The organism is Mesorhizobium sp. USDA 3734 (assembly GCF_056279665.1).
Genome location: NZ_JBWCCW010000001.1, coordinates 7441302 through 7463077 on the forward strand (window position 1 = coordinate 7441302; position 21776 = coordinate 7463077).

Consider the following 21776-nt stretch of genomic DNA (forward strand, 5'->3'; position numbering starts at 1 on the left):
ATGCCGGCCCAACGGCATCCCGCCGGGCAAAACCCGATCGCAGCGGCCGATCGATCCCAGGAAACGCAATCATGTCAACACGGATCAGGGAAAGCCGAGGCCAGGAAATGGCCCTGACGGCGGCGGTAGCCATCGTCATCGTCCTGCTGTCCCTGCTGCCGATGCTGCGCCTGATCAAGGAGATCGTGGCACCCGGCGGCACCCTGTCGACCGTCGCGATAGAAGCCGGGCTCGCCAACCCGGCGACCTGGATAGCGACCTGGCACACACTGGTCGTCGGCGTCGGCGGCACCCTGCTTGCGGTGCTGTCGGGAACGCTGGTGGCCGTCCTCGTCACGCTGACCGACATACGCGGCCGCAGCGCCCTGGTGCTCTGCTACGTCATGCCATTGATGATCGCGCCGCAGGTGACGGCGCTAGCCTGGCTGCAATTGTTCGGCCCGGCAAGTCCGTTCCTCAAGCTCTTTGGCGCAGCACCCCCTCTTGGCACCAAAAACCCGCTCTATTCGACATCGGGCATCATCCTGCTGCTCGGCGTGCAGTATGGCCCGCTGGTCTTCCTGCTGGTGCGCGCCGGCCTGCGCAAGCTGCCGCGCGAACTGGTCGAAGCGGCGCGGGCGGGCGGCGCCGGCTGGTTTACCGTGCTGGTCACCATCGTGCTGCCTTTGATGACGCCGTCGATCATGGCGGCCGCCGCACTCGCCTTCGTCTCCTGCGTCGGCAATTTCGGCATCCCTGCCTTTCTCGGCATTCCCGCCAACTATCTCGTCCTGCCGACGCTGATCTATCAGCGGCTGGCCGGCGGCGGCCCGGCCGTGCTCGGCGAAACCGCGTTCCTGTCGGTACTGATCGGCGTCATCGCCATGGCGGGTATCCTCGCCCAGGAGGTCATGAGCCGCCGCCGCGACTATCGCATCAGCTCCACATCGCTGGCGGCCGAGCCCTATGAGCTCGGCCGTTGGCGACCCACCGTCCAGGCCGGCATGTGGCTGCTGATCGTGGTGGTGCTGTTGCTGCCGCTGTTCGGGCTGGTGCTGACATCGCTGGTGCCGGGCTACGGTATTGCGCTCACCGCCAAGACGGCAACGCTCGACAATTACCGCTTCGTGCTGTTCGAGCATGACGCGGCCAGCCGCGCCTTCTTCAACAGCTTCTGGCTGTCGATCGCTGCCGCCTTTTTCGCGGTCCTGGTTGCCGTGCCGATCGGCTATTTGATCGCCTGGGGCAAGCAGCGCTGGGTGCGGCTGCTTAACCTGTCAGTCGAACTGCCCTATGCCTTGCCCGGCGTGGTGCTGGCGATCGCCTCGCTGCTGCTGTTCCTGCGGCCGATCCCGCTGACGGGCATCCAGCTCTACAACACCGTCTGGATCATCCTCTATGCCTACCTCGCCCGCTTCCTGGTGCTGGCGCTGCGGCCGACCATCAGCGGCTATCACCAGATCGACCGGGCGCTGGAGGAGGCGGCCCAGGTGGCGGGCGCCGGGCTGTTCACGCGCATGCGCACGATCATCTTTCCGCTCGTCGCACCGGCGGCGATCGCCGGCGGCCTGCTGATCTTCATGACCGCGCTCAGCGAACTCACCGTTTCGGCGCTGCTGTGGTCTTCGGGTTCGGAAACGATTGGCGTGGTGATGTTCTCCTTCGAGCAGGGCGGCGATTCCAACTACGCGGCGGCGATGTCCGTCATCACCGTGGCGGTCACCTTCGTGCTGATGCTGGTGACCAATCTGCTTGCCCCCTACCTTCCCAGCGGAGTGCTGCCATGGCGCGATTGAGCCTGGACAATGTGACCAAGAGCTTCGCCAATTTCGACGCTGTGAAGGATGTGTCGATCGAGGTCGGCGACGGCGAGTTCCTGGCGGTGCTCGGTCCCTCCGGCTGCGGCAAGACGACGTTGCTGCGGCTCGTCGCCGGATTTGAGAAAGTGACGTCAGGCGAAATCCGTATCGGCAGCGAGGTCGTGTCGGGCAAGGGCGGTAGCGTCGCGCCGGAAAAGCGGCGCGTCGGTATCGTCTTCCAGAATTATGCGCTGTGGCCGCACATGACGGTGGCCGAGAACATCGGCTATTCGCTGAAGGTCGCGAAGCTGGACAAGGCGATCGCGCGCCGGAAGGTTGAGGACGCACTCGCCCTGGTTAACCTGCAAGGACTGGGCGACCGCAGGCCGGCCAATCTTTCCGGCGGCCAGCGGCAGCGCGTGGCGCTGGCACGTTGTCTTGTCGCCGCACCCTCGCTGGTGCTGTTCGATGAGCCGCTCGCCAATCTCGACGTACATCTGAGGGCCTCGATGGAGGACGAGTTCGCGTCCTTCCACAAGCGCACTGGAACGACCATCGTCTACATCACCCACGATCAGGCCGAGGCGATGGCGCTGGCCGACCGGATCGCGGTGATGGATGGCGGGCGCCTCGCCCAGCTGGCGACGCCGCGCGAACTCTATCATGAGCCGGCAAATGAAATGGTGGCCTCCTTCATTTCGCAAGGTATCCTGCTGCCCGCCGACGTGCTGAGCGCGGAGCAGGCGGGCCACTGCAAGGTCAGGGTTCTCGGCGCTGAACTGGTTGTCCGCTGCCGGCCAGGCGAGAGGCCGCGAACTGGGGCAAAGATCTGCTGCCGATCGGCGGATCTCGACGTGTCGCCGGATGGCCCCGGCTTCGACGGGCTGGTCAAGCGGGTGATTTATCAGGGCGGCTCGGCGCGTATCGAGTTCACGCCTTCGACCAGTCCCGACCTGACCTTGCATTTCGAACAGCCCGACCCGGTCATGCTGGAAAGCGGAGCCCAGGCGCGTCTGCGGATACGCTCCGGCTGGCTCATCCCGGCGGCGGGGGCAGCAGCGTGATGATGCTCGACCTGCTCGGCGGCTTTGGCGAAAAGGGCCGCACCAGCCTCACTGTCAGCAGCGGCGATGATCGCATCCTGCTCGACGTCGGCATCAAGGTCGGCGCCTCGGGGGCGGACTACTATCCGGCGCTGAACGGGTCGATCGCCGACATCGACGCGCTGTTCGTCTCGCATGCCCATGAGGATCATGTCGGCGCGCTGAGCTGGCTGTTGTCGCGCGGCTACGATGGTCCGATCTTCATGACGGCCGAGACCCGCAATGAAGCCCCAGCTACGCTTTCCGGTTATGCCGATCCCGGAGATCTTAGACGGTTTCCTTTTCCCGAAGATCGCATCGAGCTTTTCGAGCCGGGCGATGTGCTCAAGAGCGGCAATCTCGCGATCCGAACGGGACGATCGGGGCATGTCGTGGGAGGTGTGTGGTTTGCCGTTGACGACGGCGAGAACCGCGTCGCCTATTCGGCCGATGTGGTGCCGGACAGCAATGTGTTCGTCATGGACACGATCCCGCAATGCGACCTGCTCGTTCTCGATGCCTCCTATGGCGCCGATCCGGTGCCGGGGACGGAGCGCGCGCGCGAAATCTCGCAGTGGGTAGCGAGCCATTCAGACGGATGTCTTTTGCCGACGCCGCTCTCGGGGCGGTCGCTGGAGCTGATCGCGGCCTTGCCGGGACAGTTTGCCATCCATGCCGGGATGCGTTCGTCGCTGGAAGCGCAGATCGGCGCCACCGCATCCCTGTTGCCGGGTGTTTCAGAGCTCTTGTTTGCTCGCCTGCAAGACGCAGCCGACTGGACCGATGCCGATCCCCTACCGTCGATGCCGTTGCTTGCCGATGACGGCATGGGTGAGGCCGGCCCGTCGTCTCGGCTGCTGCCGCGTGCCGACCAGGCTGGTTTTCCGGTGCTGCTTACCGGGCATCTGCCGTCAGGCTCGCCTGGCGATCTGTTGCACAAGGCCGGCCGGGCGGACTGGGTGCGCATGCCGACCCATCCTACGCTGTCGGGCAATGTCGACATCTGGGAGAAGGCCGGGCGTCCCGCGGCACTCGGTCACTCCTGCGCGGCCGAGCTTCTCGGTGATCTCAAAAACCACATTCCGTCGCTGCGCACGCAATGCCGCACCGGCCAGCGCATCCCGGTGCCGGAGGCAAGAGAACGATGAGAATCCTGGTCTGCAACGACGACGGCATCGAAGCGCCGGGGCTTGCCCGTCTCGTCAAATCCGCAAGCGCGTTGAGCGACGATGTGTGGGTGGTCGCGCCCGACGGCAAGCGCACCGCTGCCGGTTCGTCATTGACGATCGCCAGACCGTTGACGATGCGGCATGTCAGGCCGGGCTGGTATTCCTGTTCCGGCACGCCCGCCGATTGCGTGGTGAGCGCGATGACGTGGCTGTTTGCCGACGCAGAGAAACCGGACCTTGTGCTGTCGGGTGTCAATGACGGGCGCAACGTTGCCGAGGACCTTGCCTATTCCGGCACGCTCGGGATTGCGCGGGAGGCGACCTTCTGGGGCGTGCCGGCGATCGGCTTTTCGCGTGTGAAGGATCCTGATTTCACCGATGGCGACGACCAATGGCTGGGAGCGCTGATTGCCTCGCTTTGGCAGTCGCGCGCCGACTGGTCGACGGAGGGCCATTGGCTGAGCGTCAACCTACCGACGGCGCTGCCGGCCGAAATCCGCCAGCCACACATTGGCCGCGACAAGATCGCCCGCAGGGCCGAGATCGTGGAGAGCGATGGCGAGCGCACGGTCATCACCGTGCCGCGCGGTCGGGCGCATGCAAGCGAGGCGGGGGATGAAAACGCGGCGATCGATGCCGGCTTCGTCAGCATCAACCGGCTGAACTGGTTTGGCGAGACACGGCTGGACGACCGGTTTCTGGACGGGATTCTGGGTTGATCTTCTGCGTGTGATCATCCAGATCACCAAGCTGTCAGCGGCCAAATTGCGCCAATCCAGTCCTTATGCTTGAAGCCGCCGCTATTTCATTCCACATCGGTCAGGATGAAGGACGAGGCACGAGAACGGCGTCGGAATCTGTTGTGGGGCATCCCCGCTTCGCTGATCCTGCATGCGCTTGTCGCGGCGCTCCTGGTATACGGCATACCCACGCCTCCCCAACAGCCGCAGGAGGAGCAGCCGGTCAATGTAGCGCTCGTGCCTCCACCCGAGCAGCCGAAACCCAAACCTGCTCCGGTACCACCGCCAAAGGAAGCCAAAGCCGAAAAGCCGCCGGAACCCAAGGTTGAAAAACCGCCGGAACCGAAAGTCGAAAAGCCATCTCCGCCGGAAAAGCAACCGAGCAAGCCGTCGCCAATCGAGGTGCTGAAGCCTGTTTTTCAGTTCGGCGAGAAGGATACCGGCCCGAGGAAATCCCTGGAAGGGGGCAGTGCTCAGGACAACTCGCCGTCGCCGACCAAGGATGACGCGTCGAAGCCGCCTGTCGTGCCGAAGCAGGCAGAGAACAAATCGGCCGAGCCCACACAGGATACGGAGAAGCCGGAAACTCCGACCCAGGAGATGGACAAACAGCAGGCAGACAAACAAGAGGCGGAAGCGCACGACGCCGACAAACAAGAGCCGGAAGCGTCACCAACGCCATTGGCTGCCGGCGAAGGTGAGATCGAGCTTCCCACGTCGGCAGAAGCGCCGAAGCCCAAACCCGCAAATACGCCGAAACCCGGCCCGTCAAAGGTCTCGAAATCCGGAAGCGGGGGCGCCGGGAAGCCAAGCTCGAAGGAGGTGGCCGTTGCCAAGTCGCGGACTTATTCCGGCCTTCCGGGTGTTCACAGACTCTATTCGCAAGGCGCGACGGGCGATACGTCGGCCACGACTTCGATGTCCGGTGTGCCTCGTGGCAAGCGGGCCGCCCAACTTTGCGCCAGCGCGTTGCAGCAGCAATTGCTGGACGCCTCCTATTTCCCCGAGTTGATCCCAAGTGTTCCGCTAAAGGCCGGCAATATCCTTGACGCTCCGGATGTCGCCTTCCGCACCACAACCACATGGTATCATCTGGGTTTTCGTTGCGAGGTCGACACCGATGCAACGAAGGTCTTGTCCTTCAATTTCCGTGTCGGACCAGTGATTCCGCCCGACCAATGGGTCCGCCTTGGACTGCCTGTTCGCTAGCAGATTAGGCGGGGACACCGAGCCCGGCCAATTGCCGGCTAACTTCATGCCAGTCGGCGCAGACGAAATCGGCACCGGCCGCCGTCAGCCGCGCGGCGTGCTCGGCATAGGTGTGGCCGCCACCGGTGTAGCCGATCGCCGTCATGCCGGCGGCGACCGCGCCCTGGATGCCGAAGGGCGAATCCTCGATGACGATGCAGTCGGCCGGGTTGGCGCCCATCTTGTCGGCCGCAAACAGGAAGATGTCTGGCGCCGGCTTGCCGTTCTTGACCATCGAGGAGCTGTAGATCGCGTCGCCGAAAAACCCTGCCAGTCCGGTCACGGCCAGGCTGTGGTTGATGCGCTCGACGGAGGATGACGAGGCTACGCAGCGGTCGCCGGCAAGCGTCTGCAGAAACGCCGTGATTCCGGGTGTCGGCTTCAATTCTTCGGAGAATAGCACCTTGGTCTCTGCCCAGATGTCGCTGTCCGCCGCCGCCGGAAACTGGTGGCCGGTCAAATCCCTGATCTTGGCGATGATATCGGACTGCTTCATGCCGATGCATTGGGCGATGATGCCGCCATGAACGCCGGGCATGCCGTGCTTTTCATAGACGCGCTCATAGGCCCGTGCGGCCAGCGGCTCGCTGTCGACGAGCACGCCGTCGCAATCGAAAATGATAGGCCTTGATCGCGCCACGCGCTTCCCCTTCGAGTCAATTTCGCACATCGCTATCGGCAAAAAGTCAAATGTTCAATAGCGCGAGTGCTTTTGACGGCTTGCGTCTCTGGAGTGCGAAACCCGGCACGTAGTCAGAGCTGGCGCAGCGCATCGGTCGCACGGGAGGACCCGAGAGCCCGCTGCATGGCCTGCCGGGACTGTGCGCGATCCGGCGTGATCCAGTTCGGTTCGGCGCCAAGGAAGCGGTCGAGGAAGGCCACCGCATAGGCAGGCATCTCGGTCACGTTCTCACGATACGACCACCAGGTGCGCAGGTCGTCGGCGCATTTGTCGATACCAGGTGCCGTGCCGAATTCCTGCTCGTGGACCGCCGAAATCACCGAGACGCAGTAGTTGGTGTAGAGGAAACCCTCCGGCCAGAAGCGGACGATTTCCAGCGTGCCGGCATTCGTTTCCGTCTCGATCAGCTGAGTGAGGCCGGAGATTTCCCTGGCCGGCGCCTGTTTTATCAGTTCGCGCAGCACGAGGCCGGCGGCAAAGACGATGAAGTCGGCGCGATCGATCGCGGCGAAGCGCTTCTGCGCCTCCATGATCTCGACCCAGTCGAGAAAGGCCCTGGTGAGCTTGGCCTCATCGATTTCGAAGCGCACGCCGAATGTGTCCGAGACCACCTTGGCGCTGCCGCGGAAAGTGGCGCGGAACCAGCGCAACTGCCGCAACCGATGGCGAAGGTCGGGCATCAAGGCCAGTTCGTCCCTGAAGGGCAGATCCATATTCCTCGTATCCTGTTTCCCGATCAGGCTAGCACAATGGGGCCGGCGCCGAAATCTGTCAGCGCCCCCTGTGGATGACGGCAGCTGAGGCCAATATCATACATATTGACATTCTCGGAAACAAATGTTCTCACTTTGCTGTTGTCACGCGCCGGTCCAAGGTGCGGGGCAACTGAGGCTTCGGGAGGAGAACCGAATGGCGATTTGGCAGTGGGGACTGCTTCTGCTGGTTATCGTGTGGGCGCTGCAGTCGCTCGGCGTCTGGCTGCAGATGCGGCACTATTCGGATGTCTTCAGGGGCGTCACCGACCAGTACAAGGATGGCTTCGTCGGAGCCGGCAATTTTCGCGGTCGATTGGCCAAGGGCACCATCGCGCTCGTCGTGGTGACACCCGATCTGGTCGTGCGCCGCCTGATGGTGATGAGCGGCCGTTCCGTGTTCACCAAATTCAAGAGACATGAAGAGTTCGAGGGCGTTCCCCTCGATCGACTCCGGTCCAACCCTGCAATCATGGGGGAGGGGGAACCCGGTGTGGCCGAGGCCGTGAAACGGGCGATCGAACAGATCGACAAAACACGGTCGGAGCCGGGAAAGAAGCCGGGTCTGTCCGGCTTGAACGTAGCAAGGGCCTAGAGGACGAGAGGACGCCGCGCACCGACTGGGATCAACCGGCGGGCGGCATAAGGAGGAGAAATGTCTGTATTTTCGTTGTTGGCGCAGCATGCCGACATGGCCGTGCACAATCTGCATGTCGCAGGTGCCATGGTCTCGGATGCTGCATTGCATGGCAAGCTCGCCGTCGAGCATGCCTCTGACCATCTCGTTGTCCTGGCGCAAGCGGACAGCGGACCGATCACCGTCGATCAGTTCAAGGAAAAGCTGAAGGACGTCCAGCAGGAAGAGCAGCTCGGCTGGCTGACCGCGATCGGCAAGTACTTCATCGGCATCTTCCAGAAGGGCGGCGAGGTGTTCGCAGGCTTCGTCACCGGCATCATTCCGACGCTGGTGGTGCTGATGACGGCCTTCTACGCCGTCACGGAACTGGTCGGTGAAGAGCGCGTGCATGGTCTGGCGCGCGGCGCCGGCCGGATCGCGCTGACGCGCTATACGCTTTTGCCGCTGCTGGCGGTGTTCTTCCTCACCAATCCGATGGCCTATACGTTCGGGTCGTTCCTGGAAGAAAAGCACAAGCCGGCCTTCTATGACGCTGCCGTGTCCTATGTGCACCCGCCGCTCGGCCTGTTCCCGCACATCAATCCCGGCGAGTATTTCGTCTGGGGCGGCATTCTCGTCGCGCTGCTGGAGCTGGAGAAGAAGGGCGTCGTCGTCGCCGGCTACCACGTCAAGGTGGCGATCTGGTACGCCATCGTCGGCCTCGTCGTCATCCTGCTCAAGGGCATGCTGACCGAACGCATCACCGCCATCATGGCACGCCGCCAGGGCGTCGAGCTGTAGGGCGGGGAGGACATCATGGCCAAGACATACAAAGCCGTAAGGATCTCCCAGGGCAAAACCGGCTGGGGCGGCCCGCTCGTCATCGAGCCGACCGAACAGCGCAGCAAGGTTGTTTCCGTCACCGGTGGCGGCATTCATCCGGTGGCGCAGCTCATCGCCGATATGACCGGTGCCGAAGCCGTCGACGGCTTCAGAGCGCCGCCGATCGAAAGCGAGATGGCGGTTGTCGTCGTCGATTGCGGCGGCACCGCACGATGCGGCGTCTATCCGCGCAAGCGTATCCCGACCGTCAATCTGACGCCGGTCGGTCAGTCCGGGCCGCTAGCCCAGTTCATCACCGAGGACATCTACGTTTCGGGCGTGAAGCCGGCCAACATCACAATGGCGGACGGATCCGAAACGGTCACGACTGCAGGGGGAGCAGCAGCGATGAGTTCGAGCAACAACAATGCGGCCGCGGCGCCACAGCCGCTGCCGAGCGAAGGTGGGCTGATCGGCCTCATCAGCACGATCGGCCGCGTCATGGGACGCATCGTCGGCATTTTCTTCAATGCCGGCCGCCGCACCATCGACCAGGTCATCCGCAACGTGCTGCCGTTCATGGCCTTCGTGACCATGCTCATCGGTCTGATCCTCTACACCGGCATCGGCGATGTGCTGGCGCAGCCGATGGGTCCGCTGGCCAACAACATCGTCGGCCTGCTGATCATCTCGGCGATCTGCGGCCTGCCGTTCCTGTCGCCCATCCTCGGGCCAGGCGCTGTCATCGCGCAGGTTATCGGCGTCGCCATCATCGGCCCGCAGATCGCCAACGGCACGATTTCGCCGGCAATGGCACTGCCGGCGCTATTTGCCTACAATACCCAGGTGGGCTGCGACTTCGTCCCCGTCGGCCTGGCGCTCGGTGAAGCCAAGCCAAAGACGATCGAAATCGGCGTTCCGGCAGTGCTCATCAGCCGCCAGATCATGGGCCCGGTCTCGGTGCTGATCGCCTGGGTCGTCAGCCTGATCGTATTCTAAGGAAAGCATGAAATGAGGTTCGCCATATGACGGTTCTTCTGAGAACACGGGTCACTGCCATCGGGCCCGAAGTGGCGGACCTTGCCGAAGGGGGCGTGGTCATCCTGTTTGCGGATGGCTCGCCGCCGGAGCTTGCCGAAGTTTCGGTGCTCCACAAGACGGAGCAAGGACCAAGTGACGGAGCGCCCGCCAAGGGCGCTTCGATCACCCTCGGCCCGGTTGCCGCTGTCATAACGGCGGTCGGCTCCAGCGCCTGGAGCAAGGTGCTCGAAATGGGCCATGTCGTCATCTCGTTCAACGGCGCCACCGAGGCCGAAAGGCCGGGCGAAATCTGTGCGTCGCAAGTTGACCCGCAAGCGCTCGTGGCCGCCCTGAGGACGGGCGCGATCATCACCATCGCCGCCTGACAGCATTCGCGCCACAACCTATATTGGGAGCGGCGCCCAAAACCAGAGTATTTGCCATGGAACGCTCGACCATCGTCAGAGTGCATGAAGGTTTGCACGCTCGTCCCGCGACGCGGTTCGTCAAGCTCGCCAAGGGTTTCGAATCCGATGTCGAGTTGGTCAAGGACGGCAAGGCGGTCAGCGCCAAGAGCTCGGTCAAGCTAATGCTGCTGGCGGTCAAGGAGAACCAGGAAGTCACGGTGCGGGCGAACGGCGCCGACGCCATCGAGGCGCTCGAGGCGCTGATCGGCTATCTCGAAAATCCGAGGGCGGGCCTGGATGATGAAGCGGAGTCGCAGAGCCCGGCGAATGATGCCGGGCAGGAAGTGGCACCCGCGCCAGCGCCCGAATCCGCGCCGGCGGTGCTTGGGCGAGCAAACGGCTTGCGCGGCGTGGCGGCAAGCGAAGGTTTTGCCATCGGCCCGGCCTTCGCGCATTTCCCGCCTGATATCGCCGGACAAGGCCGCATGTTGCAGGCCGAGGAGATCACCGGCGAGATCGACAGGTTCCGCACTGCTGTCCGCGCGGTCCAGGCACGCATGGACCATGCGTTGGCGCAGGACAGCCTTTCGGCTGGAGACCGCGGCATCGTCGCCGCGCTCAGGGATATTGCCGCCGACGACAGCCTGACCGGTGAAGCCGAGAGCCTGATCAGGGGTGGCAACGACGCGATTTCGGCCGTCATCACCGCCGCCTCCACCATCGCCGCCGATTTCAGCGCTGTCGACGATCACTATCTCAACGCGCGGGCGGACGACGTTCATGCGGTCGGACGGCAGATCTGCCTCGTGCTGCTTGGACAGGACGATGTCAGCCTCGAAAACATCCCCGAAGGGGCTATCCTGATTGCCGACGATATCGGCGCCTGGGATCTGGCGCGCGCGCCGCTGAAGCGGATCGGCGGCGTGGTGTGCGGCCATGGCGGCGCCACCTCGCACATCGCCATCATTGCCCGCTCGCACGGCATTCCGGCGGTGCTCGGCCTCGGCGATCAGGTCAATGCCTTGCGCACCGCGCGAGAAGTGGCACTCGACGGCAACGCCGGCCATGTGATCATCGACCCCGACGCGGCGACCCGCGCCGATTTCGCCGGGCGCGTCGAAGCGGCGGCAAAGGAGCGCGCCGGGCTGACCGTCTTCAAGACGGTGACGCCGAAGCTGGCCGACGGCAGGATCATCGAGGTCGCGGCCAATATCGGCTCGCTCGAGGAAATCGAGGCGGCGCAGGAGGCTGGCGCGATGGGCGTCGGCCTCTTCCGCACCGAGCTTCTGTTCATGCGCCACATGCATCTGCCCTCGGAAGACATGCAGGCGGAAACCTATGCGGCACTGGCCAAGGCCTTCGCGCCGTATCCGGTCATCGTGCGCACGCTCGACATTGGCGGCGACAAGCCGATCGCCGGCATCGAATTTCCCGACGAGGAGAACCCGTTCCTTGGTTGGCGCGGCATCCGCATGTGCCTCGACCGGCCCGACATCTTCAAGCGTCAGCTCAGGGCGCTGCTGCGGGCCGCCGTGCACGGCAACATCAAGGTGATGCTGCCGATGGTGTCCGATATTTCCGAAGTCACGCGCACCCGCGCACTGGTCGAGGAATGCGCCGCCGAACTGAAAGCCGAAGGCGTGCCGCATGCAACGTTCGATCTCGGCGTGATGATCGAGACCCCGGCTGCCGTGCTGATCGCCCCGGCGCTGGCCAAGGAGGTGGCTTTCTTCTCGATCGGTACCAATGATCTCACCCAGTACATCATGGCAGCCGACCGGCTCAACCCGACCGTGGCCAAGCTCAACGATGTCACCAATCCGGCCGTCATGGCGGCAATCGAAATGACGGCCAAAGCCGGCGTCGCCGCCGGCATCATGGTCGGCATGTGTGGTGAGGCGGCCGGCCGTCCCGACCTCATTGCGACGTTCGTGAAGATGGGGCTGACAGAGCTCTCGATGAGCCCGGCCTCGATCCAACGCGCCAAGAAGACGATCATGGCGATGGCTCTGGAGACTAAACCTGAGTGACCGCTACCGTCAGTTACGGCAAATGGGCAAGCAAGGTGGCGAAAACGGGTGTCAATTCAGCGATCGGGCTCGCCTTGGCGCAGGCCTGAACGATGCGGTCGTGACGGATATCCGCGGCCAGGATGGCGATCTCCAGCATGTCCGGCTCCGGCGCACCGTCCCTGCCGGTGGTTGCCAGGCCGCAGGCCAAAGCGAGCGGCGCCAGGCAACTTATGTCGAGTGCCCGGCCACCCACCACCGCCGGCGTTTCCGGCGCGGTCTCGACAAAGCGAACGGGACGCTGGTTGAGGCACTCGACCAGCAGCGCCGAACAGGTGGCCGCGATTGCCTGCAGTCCAGCACCCGGCGTGGCCAATGCGGCCAAAAGATCGCCATGCCGCTTGCGCATCGTGGCATGGACGGCCGCGAAATCGGCTTCGTGGATGCGGGCATTGTCGATGTTCAGGCCGGCAAGTACCGCTTTGGTCAGATAATACATATCGCGCCGGAACAGGCGCTCTGCATTCAGTTGGCGATCCTCGCCGCCGACCGGGAAATAGGTGCCGAGGCCCTTTACCGTCGTGCCGTCCACCTTGATCGGGCGCTCATGCGGGACGAAGGATTCGGCGATCGACAGCGCTTCGTCGACGGCACTCGCGGCATGGCTGAGCAGGTCTTCGATGCCCTTGCCCGGAAACGGCGGCAGGTGGCTGGTTGCTTCGCGCAGGACACTTGCGTCGCCGCTGCCGTCATGGCGGCTCCGGCGGATGATTTCGCGGACTTCCCGCAACCGGTCCTTCAGATTGACGCGCACATCTTCGGAGATTTGTCGGAGCATCGCGGATCGCCTCGAAATTGCTGCGGATGGCCACCAACCGGGGGCGGCCGCCACCTCTACATTGTTCCTATCGATTGGTAGATCAATAGGCGATACTAGACCAGCATGCAGAATCGGCGACGGCGCGCTCGTCCGTCGCTGCAGGGGGAGAGACAGGCGTGGGCAGGCGACGACAGGGCGAAAGCAAAGACGGCCGAGGCGAGGCAACCGAGCAGGTCGCCAGCGAAAGCCGGACGGATCGGCTCAGGATCCGCGCCGCCTGGATGTACTTCGTCGAGCAGATGACGCAGAACGAGATCGCCGATGTGCTCGGCGTCGGCCGCGTCACCATCGTGCGCATGCTGGCGGACGCCCGCGCGCGCAACGAGGTCAAGATCAGCATCGAGAGCGAATTGTCGGAGATCGTGCGGCTGGAGCGCGCACTGGAAAAGATGTTCGGGTTGCAGCAGGCGCTGGTGGCGCCGCTTTCCACGCCCGACGCCGATCCGATACCGGCGATCAGCGCCAAGACCGGCAGTTTCCTGTCGGACACGATGAAGTCCGGCATGCGGGTCGGCGTCGGCTGGGGTCAGACGCTGTTCTCGAGCCTGCCCTTCATCAGCGCCAAGTCGCTCACCGACTTCAAGGTCATTTCGCTGCTTGGCGGTGTCGGCGTCGTGCGCCGATACAACCCGGCCGAGTTCGCCTGGCGCTTCGCCCAAATCTTCCAGGGCGACGGCTATCTGATCCCGACGCCGGCCGTCGTCGACAGCGTCGAGACCAAGGTCGCGCTGGTCGAGCGCTGCGGCCTGCAGGAGGTTTTTGAAATGGCCAACGTGCTCGATGCCGTTCTGCTGAGCGTCGGCGGCATCGCCTCGGCCACCACCTTCTCTCGCGGCGGCTTTCTCAAGGAAGCGGATCGGGAGGCCCTGCTTGCGCGTGGCGCCGTTGGCGACCTTCTGTTCCATTTCTTCGACCGCAATGGCGATCTGGTCGACCATCCCGTCAACAGCCACGTGATGTCGGTGGATGTCGACCGTTTGCGCGCGGCGCCGATCCGCATCCTCACCTCCGGCGGTGCGGAGAAGACCGAGGCCCTGCTTGGCGCCATGACCCTGATCGCGCCGACGATCCTGATCACCGACGAGGAAAGCGCGCGGCGCATGCTGGAAGCGCACGGGATGGAAGCTCCGCAATAAGGCCGCGCCGGTTGCCGGGATCAGGGGCATCGGCTATCTGACCGTCAAGGCAACTGACGCCTGAATGACGAGCCATCAAACGGAGCCAGACTCATGACAGACCAAACAATCCTCAAATTCGGCGCCGTCGAAACAGCGGACGCCGGCGATCTGGCCGGCTGGATTGTCGTCGAAGGCAAGCCAACCATGCAAACCGCCGTCCAGCACACGACCGAGGATGGCAAGGTAATCTCGGGCACATGGCGGGCGACGCCCGGCACCTATCACGCGACCTACACCGACTACGAGTTCGTGCACATGATCGCCGGCCGCATCATCATCACCCCCGACGGCGGCGCCCCGGTCGAAGTCGGCCCCGGCGACGCCTTCGTGGTGGAAGCCGATTTCAAGGGAACCTGGAAGATCATCGAGCCGGTGACGAAGCATTTTGTCGTCAGGGTTGGCTGAACGGGCTGTTTCCATTTTGCGTGAAAATCACCCGCCATGGTTCGCCATGGCGGGTTTTTCATGTTGGCGGCGACGCCTTGAAGCGTGTCGCGCCTGAACGGATTCAAGCGACCCGCTTTAGGTCTTCGTTTTTATGCATGTCGCACTCCAGACACCGATCTGCCGGGTTTCATGGGGAGACGCATTTGCGGTGAATCAAAGCTCGCCTCGTCCCTTGTGACTACAAATGTCACGAACACTGGCCATCTGCGGCCGACGAACGAGGTCGCGCAGAGGTCATCAGGCGCGTGCGCAGGGCACTTGAGGACAAGGATGCATAGAGGCCGCGAAGCGATGAACTGAAAGCGCGCGAGCGCGTTGGTGTCCATTCGCTGCAGATCGACGAACACAGGCCCGTGTCGCAGTCCGGCGACAGGGCGCCAACAGGCGATGGGAGCCAGACATGACAGAGCACACGACAATACCAGCTTCCGGTGGCCTTCTGTCCGATCGCGAGTTGCACGATATCGACGCCTATTGGCGCGCCGCCAACTATCTGACGATCGGCCAGATCTACCTGCTCGACAACCCGCTGCTGCGCGAACCGTTGCGGCTGGAGCATGTCAAGCCGCGTCTCCTCGGCCATTGGGGCACGTCGCCGGGCTTGAGCTTCATCTATGCGCACCTCAATCGGGCGATCCGGCTCAGGGACGCAAATGTGATCTATGTCTGCGGCCCCGGTCATGGTGGCCCGGCAATGGTGGCGAACACCTATCTCGAGGGCACCTATAGCGAGGTCAATCCGGACATTGCGATGGACGAGCAGGGGATGCGCAAGCTGTTCCGGCAGTTTTCGTTTCCCGGCGGTATCCCGAGCCATGCAGCACCGGATGTGCCCGGCTCGATCCATGAGGGCGGAGAGTTGGGCTATTCGCTTTCGCATGCCTATGGTGCCGCCTTTGACAATCCGGATCTTGTGGTCGCCTGTGTCGTCGGTGACGGCGAGGCTGAAACGGGACCACTGGCAGCCGCGTGGCATTCCAACAAATTCCTCAACCCGGCGCGCGACGGGGCGGTGCTGCCGATCCTGCATCTGAACGGCTACAAGATCGCCAATCCGACCATTCTGGCCCGCATTCCCGAAGACGAATTGCGCGCGCTGTTTGCCGGCTACGGCTATGAGCCGCTGTTCGTGGAAGGCCACGAGCCGGACCTGATGCATGAGCGGATGGCGAGCGTGCTCGACGATGCGTTTGATCGGATCCAGGCCATCCAGCATGCCGCCCGCAACGGGCCCGCGGCGACCGCGTCACGACCAAAATGGCCAATGATCGTGCTGCGGAGCCCCAAGGGGTGGACGGGACCGAAAGAGGTCGACGGTCTGAAGACCGAGGGCTTCTGGCGCTCGCACCAGGTACCCTTGTCAGGTCTTGCGGAAAACCCCGCCCATCTCAAGCTGCTCGAGGAGTGGCTGAAAAGCTACCGGCCCGAGGAGCTGTTCGACGCAGCCGGCACTCCTGTCGCCTCGATCCGCGCCACGGCACCCCGGGCGACGAGACGTATGAGCGCCAACCCGCATGCCAATGGCGGCCTGCTGCGAAGGTCTCTCGATCTGCCGGCGTTGCATGACCACGCTATTGCGGTCGAGCGCCCTGGCGCCATCAAGGCCGAGTCGACGCGGGTTATGGGCGGCTTCCTGCGTGACGTCATGCACTTGAACGAGGCCGCAAAGAACTTCCGGATCGTCGGCCCGGACGAGACTGCCTCGAACCGCCTTCAGGACGTGTTCGAAAAGTGACCGAGCGTGGCTGGATGGAAAAGATACTGCCCGAAGACGTTCATCTGGGGCGCGACGGCCGGGTTCTCGAAATCCTCTCCGAGCACACTTGCCAGGGTTGGCTCGAAGGCTACCTGCTCACCGGACGCCACGGCCTGTTTTCCTGCTACGAAGCGTTTATCCATATCGTCGATTCCATGTTCAATCAGCACGCGAAATGGCTGGATGCCTGCCGCGATATCCCGTGGCGGCGGCCGATCGCATCGCTCAACTACCTGTTGTCCAGCCATGTCTGGCATCAGGAACACAACGGCTTCAGCCACCAGGACCCTGGCTTCATCGACGTCGCCCTCAACAAGAAGGCCGACATTGTGCGGGTTTACCTGCCGCCGGACGCCAACACCTTGCTCTGCGTGACCGACCATGTGCTGCAGACCTGGAACCGCATCAACGTCATCGTAGCGGGCAAACCACCATCGTGGCAGTGGCTGTCGATGGACAGGGCAATCGTTCACTGCAGGGCAGGGGTCGGCATCTGGGACTGGGCGTCAACGGACGATGGGGCAGAGCCCGACGTCGTTATGGCTTGCGCTGGCGACGTCCCGACCCTGGAAACGCTGGCCGCGGTGCAGATCCTCAGGCAACAGGTTCCTGATCTCAGGATCAGGGTGGTCAATGTCGTTGACCTGATGACTCTTCAGCCAAAGGAATATCATCCGCACGGTCTGTCGGATCGCGATTTCGACGCGCTGTTCACCACCGACAAGCCGGTCATCTTTGCCTATCACGGCTATCCCTGGACCATCCATCGCCTGACTTATCGGCGCACCAACCACGACAATATCCATGTGCGTGGCTATAACGAAGAAGGGACGACGACGACGCCTTTCGACATGACGGTGCTGAATGGCCTCGACCGTTTCCACATCGTCCAAAGCGTCCTCGACTGGGTTCCGCAAATGGAGCGCGTGCGCGTCGGCCTGAAGCAGAAGATGGAAGGCAAGCTGCTTGAACATCGAGCCTATATTCGCGCCCATGGGCAGGATATGCCGGAGATCCTCGACTGGAAGTGGAGGCAGGATCCTGATGCGGCGCCGAAGCGTCCAGATTGAGTTGATGCCCGTCAGCAAGCGCATAGGGACGGAAACATGTCGGATGGCTTCATGACCGATGCGATCCTTGTTTTGAACGGGGGATCCTCGAGCCTGAAGTTCGCCGTCTTCGAGGGACGTGAGCAACTACCGCTGTTGCTGCGCGGCAATGTCTCCTCCCTCGGCCATCGACCACGGCTGCGCGTCGAGGCCGCGGCCGGCAGGACCGAGATCGACAGGAGCCTGGGCGAAGCTCCGATCGATATGGAAAAGGCGTTCGCGACGGTCGCCTCCGTGCTCGTCGATAACGATCTCCTGCGTCGCATCGACTGGGTAGGGCACAGGATCGTTCACGGCGGGCGCGATTTCACCGAAGCAACGCGGCTCGACGAACGCACGCTCGAAGCACTGCGCTTGCTCGAGCGCGATGGCGCCCATCCACCAACGGATCAATCTCGAGATTGTCGCGCTGGCCACTGAACTCCTGCCGCAGGCCCTCCAGATAGGGTGCTTCGACACGGCGTTTCATTCGACCCGGCCGGAGCTTGCCAAAATCTACGGGCTGCCGCGGGCGATGACCGAGGCGGGCATCGTTTCCTATGGTTTCCACGGTCTGTCCTACAGCCATATCGCTTCGAAGCTGCGTGACCGCTACGGCGCCCGCGCCGGCGGCCGCACGATCGTCGCCCATCTCGGCAGCGGCGCCAGCCTGTGCGCCATGGACGCCGGACGAAGTATTGCCACAACGATGGGGTTTTCGACCTTGGATGGCCTGGTGATGAGTACGCGTTGCGGTGCGCTCGACCCGGGGGTCATTCTCCACCTGCTGCAGGAACGGCGGCTGTCCGGGGGCGAACTGGTCACGCTTCTCTATGAGCAATCCGGCCTGCTCGGTGTGTCCGGAATATCTGGTGATATGCGGACCCTCGTCGGCTCGGACGACCCTGCCGCCGCTCAGGCTGTCGATCTCTTCGTTTATCGGATCGGACGTGAGATAGGATCGCTTGCCGCTGCCATGGCAGGACTGGACACGCTGGTGTTCACTGCCGGCATTGGGGAAAACGCGCCGTTGGTCCGGGAAAGGATCAGCGCCGCCGCGGCCTGGCTTGGAGTCGGTCTCGACGACGAGAGAAACCGAAGAGGCGAGGAGGTGGTCAGCGCTGCGAATTCCCGCGTCGATGTCCTTGTCATTCCAGCGGATGAAGAACGCGCCGTGGCCACGGAGATGCTCATCTTTCGATCTGCCGCGCCCGCAACGGCCCGGGAGGGACCGCGATAGCTAACCGGCTGATCGCGATCCCAGCTCCCGCCGAACCAGAACAAGCGTCGCATCGTCGGGATCGGTCTTGACGGTGAAACCCATGTCGCGCTCGACCTCGATCGCAGCACGGTTTTCACGGCTCTCGATCGACTCGATCGCTTCGAGGCCGAGTTCTTCGGCATATTTCGCAACATAGGCGAGCAGTTCCCAACCGACGCCGAGATGCTTGCGATCCGCGCGAATGCAGATCGCGACCTCGCCGTTTCGATCGGCCGGATCGCTTGCCAGCGTTGCAACCGCAATCAGCATTCCGTCGGTCGAGAACGCAAGAAAATTATGGATATGGGCGTCGTCGGAACGCGTCATCGCCACCAGCCGCTCGTGCGAAACTTCCTTCACAGCGCCGAGAAAGCGGAAGCGCAGGTCGTCTGGCGTCACATGGGTGAAGAACTCCGCCAGAGTTGGTTCGTCTTCGGGCCGTGCAAGGCGTACTTCGAAGTGAAACCCGGTACGTGTGGTGATTGCGCTATTCGTCGTCATATGCAGATCTCTGATCCTGGGTTGTTCTGATCGGCCGGATGCAGCGGAGCCAAGGGGGATATGGCTTGCTCTGGTACTTCCGTGCCCGCCGTTCGACGATGCCTTGGTCATTCGCTCATGCAGTGGAGCGCGTCGTGCTTGACGATTTCGATGCTGCGCAGGCCGAGCAAGCGGATGACGCCCTTGTCCTTCAGCCGGGTGAAGACCCGTGAAACGGTCTCGATGGTGAGGCCGAGATAGTCGCCGATATCCATACGAGACATCGGCAATTCGACCTGGCGCAAGCCGCCTTGACGCTCCGCCATGTCGACCAGGAAGGCGGCGACGCGTTCGATGGCGTTCTGGCGGCCGAGAACCAGAAGGTGTTCCTGCGCACGGGTCAGACCCTTCAGCGCCAACGGCAGCAACTGGCGCGACATGTCCGCCCCGGCAGTGAGCCGCAAGACGCGGACAGCGGTGGCGTTGATTGCTTCCGCGAAGAAATGATGTGTCGCGTCTGCCTCAAAGCCGAATGTTTCTCCGGCGAGGTGAAAGGCGCTGATCTGCCGGCGACCGTCGGCAAGCAGGCGGTAGATGCGCACGGCGCCGAACTCGACCTGGTAGAAGGCCCCAGCCTTCTCGCCTTGGGCATAAATTTCGGCGCCAGCGGGAAAAAAGCTGATCGGCTGCAGCGGCGCCGGGTCGAATGCGTCCGGCAGGCTTGGCTGCACAGAATGCGACGGCAGTGAAATTCTGGGGCTCGTGTAGGCGTGCATGGCTGTTTTCCCGGTTGATCCGTGACACAGCAATCGCGCGAATCCGCAGATCGCGAAATTCGGTTATGTCCCTACGGGGAACTACCTAGTCAAACACGGAGGTGATCTTCAGTCGCCAAATGCGGCCACGGCCTTCGACGAGCGATTGCGCTAGCGTTGGACCAAATAGACGCCTACCGTATCAGCAACGTCTCCCTGAAGGAGGGATACGGTCATGCAGGATTCCTATCGCGAATATATACATCACGAAAATATCAGGCATTTCGGGCGCAAGCTGATATCCGAAACAGACCCGGACCGCCGCGCCACGCTTGAAAATCTGCTGGTCGAAGAATGGGCCAGATTTGCAACAATCAAAAAGAAACCAGTCGACTGATGCCTTGCCGGATTGATCCACGTCAAGCCGCCGGCCAATCCCGTGCCTATGATCCGGTCAGCTCTTGGAGTTAGCGATGGGGAGCCGATTCGAACTTGTGTCAGGTTCTGGAGCGGCTGATACGCAACGATGTATTTTCCGCAGTTTCTGGTGGGAATGTTTGTCACCTCGACCATCGTCGCGGCGTGGAGCTACGCGACAACGGGCTCGGTCTGGATTGCACTGGGCTGGGCGATTGCCGACTTGGCGATTCTGCAGGTCGGGTACTTCGCCTTTGTCATACGCATCGTTTCCAAAGGTGCGACGGTTGATGCTGAGGCAGCCTCGGCGTCTCTCAGCCATGTTGCGCCGCCCCAAGGAGACGGCACCTCGGTTTAGGCGTCCCCAATGATCGCGACGCAGCCATATCAAATCACTCGCGGCACGCGCCTTCATGTTTCGCCAATCTCTGGGACAAGGTTGAATGCGCATCGCGATCCTGTCTGACATCCATGCCAATCGCGAGGCGTTCGACGCGGTCCTTGAAGCTGTTTACGAACGCGGTGGCCCCGACGAGCTGGTGTTGCTCGGCGATCTGGTTGGCTATGGGCCCGATCCCATCTATGTGATCGAGAAGGCCGCTCAACTGGTGGCTCACGGCGCGCTTTGCATCATGGGCAACCACGACGAGGCAGTAGCCCGGAACCTAAGCAACATGACTGAGAACGCGCGGTTCGCAGCCCGGTGGACCCGCGAACACCTCGCTCCAGCGCATCTCGATTTCCTGGCGCGATTGCCGCTTTCGCTGCAATCCGAGGATCGTCTGTATGTGCACGCCAGCGCCGAGCGGCCGGGAAAATGGTCCTATATACGCGACGTGGACACGGCGGAACGCTGCCTCTCGGCAAGCGGAGCCCGCTTCGTTTTCTGCGGCCACACCCACATTCCCGCCATCTACTACGCGCTGCCCGGGCGCCGGCCGGTGCATTTTCAGCCGCATGACAATGTGGCTGCACCTCTATCCGAGATGAGGCGGCACCTGGTGATTGCCGGCGCGGTCGGCCAACCCCGCGATGGCAACCCGGCGGCGTGCTTTGTTCTTGTCGACACGCAGCGACACGAGGTCACGATGGTTCGTATTCCCTATGATCACGAGGAAACAGCCCGCAAGATTAGAGTCTCCGGCCTGCCTGGATGGCTTGGCATGCGGCTGAAGATCGGTCGCTAAGG

The 21776-nt window shown here is 63.0% G+C and carries 22 protein-coding genes and 1 pseudogene; 18 read left to right on the top strand and 5 right to left on the bottom strand.

Annotation, left to right across the window (positions count from 1 at the left end):
• Window positions 1-71: 71 nt before the first annotated feature.
• From ACZ89F_RS35715 to ACZ89F_RS35735, 5 genes are all read left to right on the top strand, one after another.
• Complete coding sequence (locus ACZ89F_RS35715; RefSeq protein ID WP_476096924.1) at window positions 72-1775, top strand: ABC transporter permease; 1704 nt, start codon at window positions 72-74, stop codon at window positions 1773-1775.
• The gene (locus tag ACZ89F_RS35720; protein ID WP_476096926.1) at window positions 1763-2842 is read left to right on the top strand and encodes an ABC transporter ATP-binding protein; all 1080 of its coding nucleotides are present in this window, start codon (window positions 1763-1765) and stop codon (window positions 2840-2842) included. Before ACZ89F_RS35715 ends, ACZ89F_RS35720 begins: the two co-directional genes overlap by 13 nt.
• The gene (locus tag ACZ89F_RS35725; protein WP_476097461.1) at window positions 2842-4008 is read left to right on the top strand and encodes an MBL fold metallo-hydrolase; all 1167 of its coding nucleotides are present in this window, start codon (window positions 2842-2844) and stop codon (window positions 4006-4008) included. The genes ACZ89F_RS35720 and ACZ89F_RS35725 overlap by 1 nt, the downstream gene beginning before the upstream one ends.
• Window positions 4005-4748, top strand: a complete 744-nt coding sequence (locus tag ACZ89F_RS35730; protein WP_476096928.1) for a 5'/3'-nucleotidase SurE — start codon at window positions 4005-4007, stop codon at window positions 4746-4748. Before ACZ89F_RS35725 ends, ACZ89F_RS35730 begins: the two co-directional genes overlap by 4 nt.
• Window positions 4749-4853: 105 nt before the next feature.
• Window positions 4854-5978, top strand: a complete 1125-nt coding sequence (locus ACZ89F_RS35735) for a DUF930 domain-containing protein (RefSeq protein WP_476096929.1) — start codon at window positions 4854-4856, stop codon at window positions 5976-5978.
• Window positions 5979-5982: 4 nt separating this feature from the next.
• On the opposite strand, the gene ACZ89F_RS35740 is transcribed toward ACZ89F_RS35735, so the two are convergent.
• Together ACZ89F_RS35740 and ACZ89F_RS35745 are read right to left on the bottom strand one after the other, a co-directional pair.
• Entirely contained in the window at window positions 5983-6657 is a 675-nt protein-coding gene (locus ACZ89F_RS35740) for an HAD family hydrolase (RefSeq protein ID WP_476096931.1), read from the bottom strand.
• Between the two features lie 113 nt (window positions 6658-6770).
• The gene (locus tag ACZ89F_RS35745; protein ID WP_476096933.1) at window positions 6771-7412 is read right to left on the bottom strand and encodes a hypothetical protein; all 642 of its coding nucleotides are present in this window, start codon (window positions 7410-7412) and stop codon (window positions 6771-6773) included.
• A gap of 196 nt (window positions 7413-7608) precedes the next feature.
• On the opposite strand from ACZ89F_RS35745, the gene ACZ89F_RS35750 reads away from it, so the two are divergent.
• From ACZ89F_RS35750 to ptsP, 5 genes are read left to right on the top strand one after another with little or no spacing between them, the layout of a single operon-like run.
• Window positions 7609-8046 carry a transcriptional regulator GutM gene (locus tag ACZ89F_RS35750; RefSeq protein WP_013529327.1) on the top strand — a complete coding sequence of 146 codons (438 nt, stop codon included), beginning with the start codon at window positions 7609-7611 and terminating at the stop codon, window positions 8044-8046.
• Between the two features lie 60 nt (window positions 8047-8106).
• Window positions 8107-8868, top strand: coding sequence for a PTS glucitol/sorbitol transporter subunit IIC (srlA, locus tag ACZ89F_RS35755; protein ID WP_013529328.1), 762 nt, complete (start codon window positions 8107-8109; stop codon window positions 8866-8868).
• 15 nt (window positions 8869-8883) lie between these two features.
• Window positions 8884-9888: a PTS glucitol/sorbitol transporter subunit IIB gene (gene srlE, locus ACZ89F_RS35760; protein WP_126070768.1), complete on the top strand. Its 1005-nt coding sequence runs from the start codon at window positions 8884-8886 to the stop codon at window positions 9886-9888.
• A 26-nt stretch (window positions 9889-9914) separates the two neighbouring features.
• Window positions 9915-10295 carry a PTS glucitol/sorbitol transporter subunit IIA gene (locus ACZ89F_RS35765; protein WP_476096935.1) on the top strand — a complete coding sequence of 127 codons (381 nt, stop codon included), beginning with the start codon at window positions 9915-9917 and terminating at the stop codon, window positions 10293-10295.
• Window positions 10296-10351: 56 nt separating this feature from the next.
• Window positions 10352-12346 carry a phosphoenolpyruvate--protein phosphotransferase gene (gene ptsP, locus ACZ89F_RS35770; RefSeq protein WP_476096936.1) on the top strand — a complete coding sequence of 665 codons (1995 nt, stop codon included), beginning with the start codon at window positions 10352-10354 and terminating at the stop codon, window positions 12344-12346.
• A 13-nt stretch (window positions 12347-12359) separates the two neighbouring features.
• On the opposite strand, the gene ACZ89F_RS35775 is transcribed toward ptsP, so the two are convergent.
• Window positions 12360-13163 (bottom strand): hypothetical protein, encoded by an 804-nt coding sequence (locus ACZ89F_RS35775; protein ID WP_476096938.1) that lies wholly within the window; start codon window positions 13161-13163, stop codon window positions 12360-12362.
• A gap of 158 nt (window positions 13164-13321) precedes the next feature.
• On the opposite strand from ACZ89F_RS35775, the gene ACZ89F_RS35780 reads away from it, so the two are divergent.
• The 5 genes and pseudogenes from ACZ89F_RS35780 to ACZ89F_RS35800 all read left to right on the top strand — a co-directional run bounded on the left by ACZ89F_RS35780 (window position 13322) and on the right by ACZ89F_RS35800 (window position 18914).
• Window positions 13322-14341 (top strand): sugar-binding transcriptional regulator, encoded by a 1020-nt coding sequence (locus ACZ89F_RS35780; protein ID WP_476096940.1) that lies wholly within the window; start codon window positions 13322-13324, stop codon window positions 14339-14341.
• Between the two features lie 93 nt (window positions 14342-14434).
• Window positions 14435-14788, top strand: a complete 354-nt coding sequence (locus ACZ89F_RS35785) for a cupin domain-containing protein (protein ID WP_476096941.1) — start codon at window positions 14435-14437, stop codon at window positions 14786-14788.
• A 442-nt stretch (window positions 14789-15230) separates the two neighbouring features.
• Window positions 15231-17656: pseudogene (locus tag ACZ89F_RS35790) on the top strand (phosphoketolase family protein).
• A gap of 51 nt (window positions 17657-17707) precedes the next feature.
• Window positions 17708-18115, top strand: a complete 408-nt coding sequence (locus tag ACZ89F_RS35795; protein ID WP_476096943.1) for a hypothetical protein — start codon at window positions 17708-17710, stop codon at window positions 18113-18115.
• Window positions 18063-18914, top strand: a complete 852-nt coding sequence (locus tag ACZ89F_RS35800) for an acetate/propionate family kinase (protein WP_476096945.1) — start codon at window positions 18063-18065, stop codon at window positions 18912-18914. The genes ACZ89F_RS35795 and ACZ89F_RS35800 overlap by 53 nt, the downstream gene beginning before the upstream one ends.
• Here ACZ89F_RS35800 and ACZ89F_RS35805 read toward each other — a convergent pair whose 3' ends face one another.
• Both ACZ89F_RS35805 and ACZ89F_RS35810 read right to left on the bottom strand, forming a co-directional pair.
• A complete protein-coding gene (locus ACZ89F_RS35805; protein ID WP_476097462.1) occupies window positions 18915-19436 on the bottom strand; it encodes an N-acetyltransferase family protein in 522 nt (173 codons plus the stop codon).
• A gap of 107 nt (window positions 19437-19543) precedes the next feature.
• Window positions 19544-20191: a helix-turn-helix domain-containing protein gene (locus ACZ89F_RS35810; protein ID WP_476096947.1), complete on the bottom strand. Its 648-nt coding sequence runs from the start codon at window positions 20189-20191 to the stop codon at window positions 19544-19546.
• A 214-nt stretch (window positions 20192-20405) separates the two neighbouring features.
• Between ACZ89F_RS35810 and ACZ89F_RS35815 the strand changes: the two genes are divergently transcribed.
• The 3 genes from ACZ89F_RS35815 to ACZ89F_RS35825 all read left to right on the top strand — a co-directional run bounded on the left by ACZ89F_RS35815 (window position 20406) and on the right by ACZ89F_RS35825 (window position 21774).
• Window positions 20406-20567, top strand: a complete 162-nt coding sequence (locus ACZ89F_RS35815) for a hypothetical protein (RefSeq protein ID WP_476096949.1) — start codon at window positions 20406-20408, stop codon at window positions 20565-20567.
• Between the two features lie 129 nt (window positions 20568-20696).
• Window positions 20697-20945: a hypothetical protein gene (locus tag ACZ89F_RS35820; RefSeq protein WP_476096951.1), complete on the top strand. Its 249-nt coding sequence runs from the start codon at window positions 20697-20699 to the stop codon at window positions 20943-20945.
• A gap of 85 nt (window positions 20946-21030) precedes the next feature.
• Complete coding sequence (locus ACZ89F_RS35825; protein ID WP_476096953.1) at window positions 21031-21774, top strand: metallophosphoesterase family protein; 744 nt, start codon at window positions 21031-21033, stop codon at window positions 21772-21774.
• Window positions 21775-21776 lie beyond the last annotated feature (2 nt).

Bases quoted from the DNA above. Each gene is read 5' to 3' on its own strand.
- ACZ89F_RS35715 (WP_476096924.1), top strand. From the start codon at position 72: ATGTCAACACGGATCAGGGAAAGCCGAGGCCAGGAAATGGCCCTGACG.
- ACZ89F_RS35720 (WP_476096926.1), top strand. From the start codon at position 1,763: ATGGCGCGATTGAGCCTGGACAATGTGACCAAGAGCTTCGCCAATTTC.
- ACZ89F_RS35725 (WP_476097461.1), top strand. From the start codon at position 2,842: ATGATGCTCGACCTGCTCGGCGGCTTTGGCGAAAAGGGCCGCACCAGC.
- ACZ89F_RS35730 (WP_476096928.1), top strand. From the start codon at position 4,005: ATGAGAATCCTGGTCTGCAACGACGACGGCATCGAAGCGCCGGGGCTT.
- ACZ89F_RS35735 (WP_476096929.1), top strand. From the start codon at position 4,854: ATGAAGGACGAGGCACGAGAACGGCGTCGGAATCTGTTGTGGGGCATC.
- ACZ89F_RS35745 (WP_476096933.1), bottom strand. From the start codon at position 7,412: ATGGATCTGCCCTTCAGGGACGAACTGGCCTTGATGCCCGACCTTCGC.
- ACZ89F_RS35750 (WP_013529327.1), top strand. From the start codon at position 7,609: ATGGCGATTTGGCAGTGGGGACTGCTTCTGCTGGTTATCGTGTGGGCG.
- srlA (WP_013529328.1), top strand. From the start codon at position 8,107: ATGTCTGTATTTTCGTTGTTGGCGCAGCATGCCGACATGGCCGTGCAC.
- srlE (WP_126070768.1), top strand. From the start codon at position 8,884: ATGGCCAAGACATACAAAGCCGTAAGGATCTCCCAGGGCAAAACCGGC.
- ACZ89F_RS35765 (WP_476096935.1), top strand. From the start codon at position 9,915: ATGACGGTTCTTCTGAGAACACGGGTCACTGCCATCGGGCCCGAAGTG.
- ptsP (WP_476096936.1), top strand. From the start codon at position 10,352: ATGGAACGCTCGACCATCGTCAGAGTGCATGAAGGTTTGCACGCTCGT.
- ACZ89F_RS35775 (WP_476096938.1), bottom strand. From the start codon at position 13,163: ATGCTCCGACAAATCTCCGAAGATGTGCGCGTCAATCTGAAGGACCGG.
- ACZ89F_RS35785 (WP_476096941.1), top strand. From the start codon at position 14,435: ATGACAGACCAAACAATCCTCAAATTCGGCGCCGTCGAAACAGCGGAC.
- ACZ89F_RS35795 (WP_476096943.1), top strand. From the start codon at position 17,708: ATGACCGATGCGATCCTTGTTTTGAACGGGGGATCCTCGAGCCTGAAG.
- ACZ89F_RS35800 (WP_476096945.1), top strand. From the start codon at position 18,063: ATGGCGCCCATCCACCAACGGATCAATCTCGAGATTGTCGCGCTGGCC.
- ACZ89F_RS35805 (WP_476097462.1), bottom strand. From the start codon at position 19,436: ATGACGACGAATAGCGCAATCACCACACGTACCGGGTTTCACTTCGAA.
- ACZ89F_RS35810 (WP_476096947.1), bottom strand. From the start codon at position 20,191: ATGCACGCCTACACGAGCCCCAGAATTTCACTGCCGTCGCATTCTGTG.
- ACZ89F_RS35815 (WP_476096949.1), top strand. From the start codon at position 20,406: ATGCAGGATTCCTATCGCGAATATATACATCACGAAAATATCAGGCAT.
- ACZ89F_RS35820 (WP_476096951.1), top strand. From the start codon at position 20,697: ATGTATTTTCCGCAGTTTCTGGTGGGAATGTTTGTCACCTCGACCATC.
- ACZ89F_RS35825 (WP_476096953.1), top strand. From the start codon at position 21,031: ATGCGCATCGCGATCCTGTCTGACATCCATGCCAATCGCGAGGCGTTC.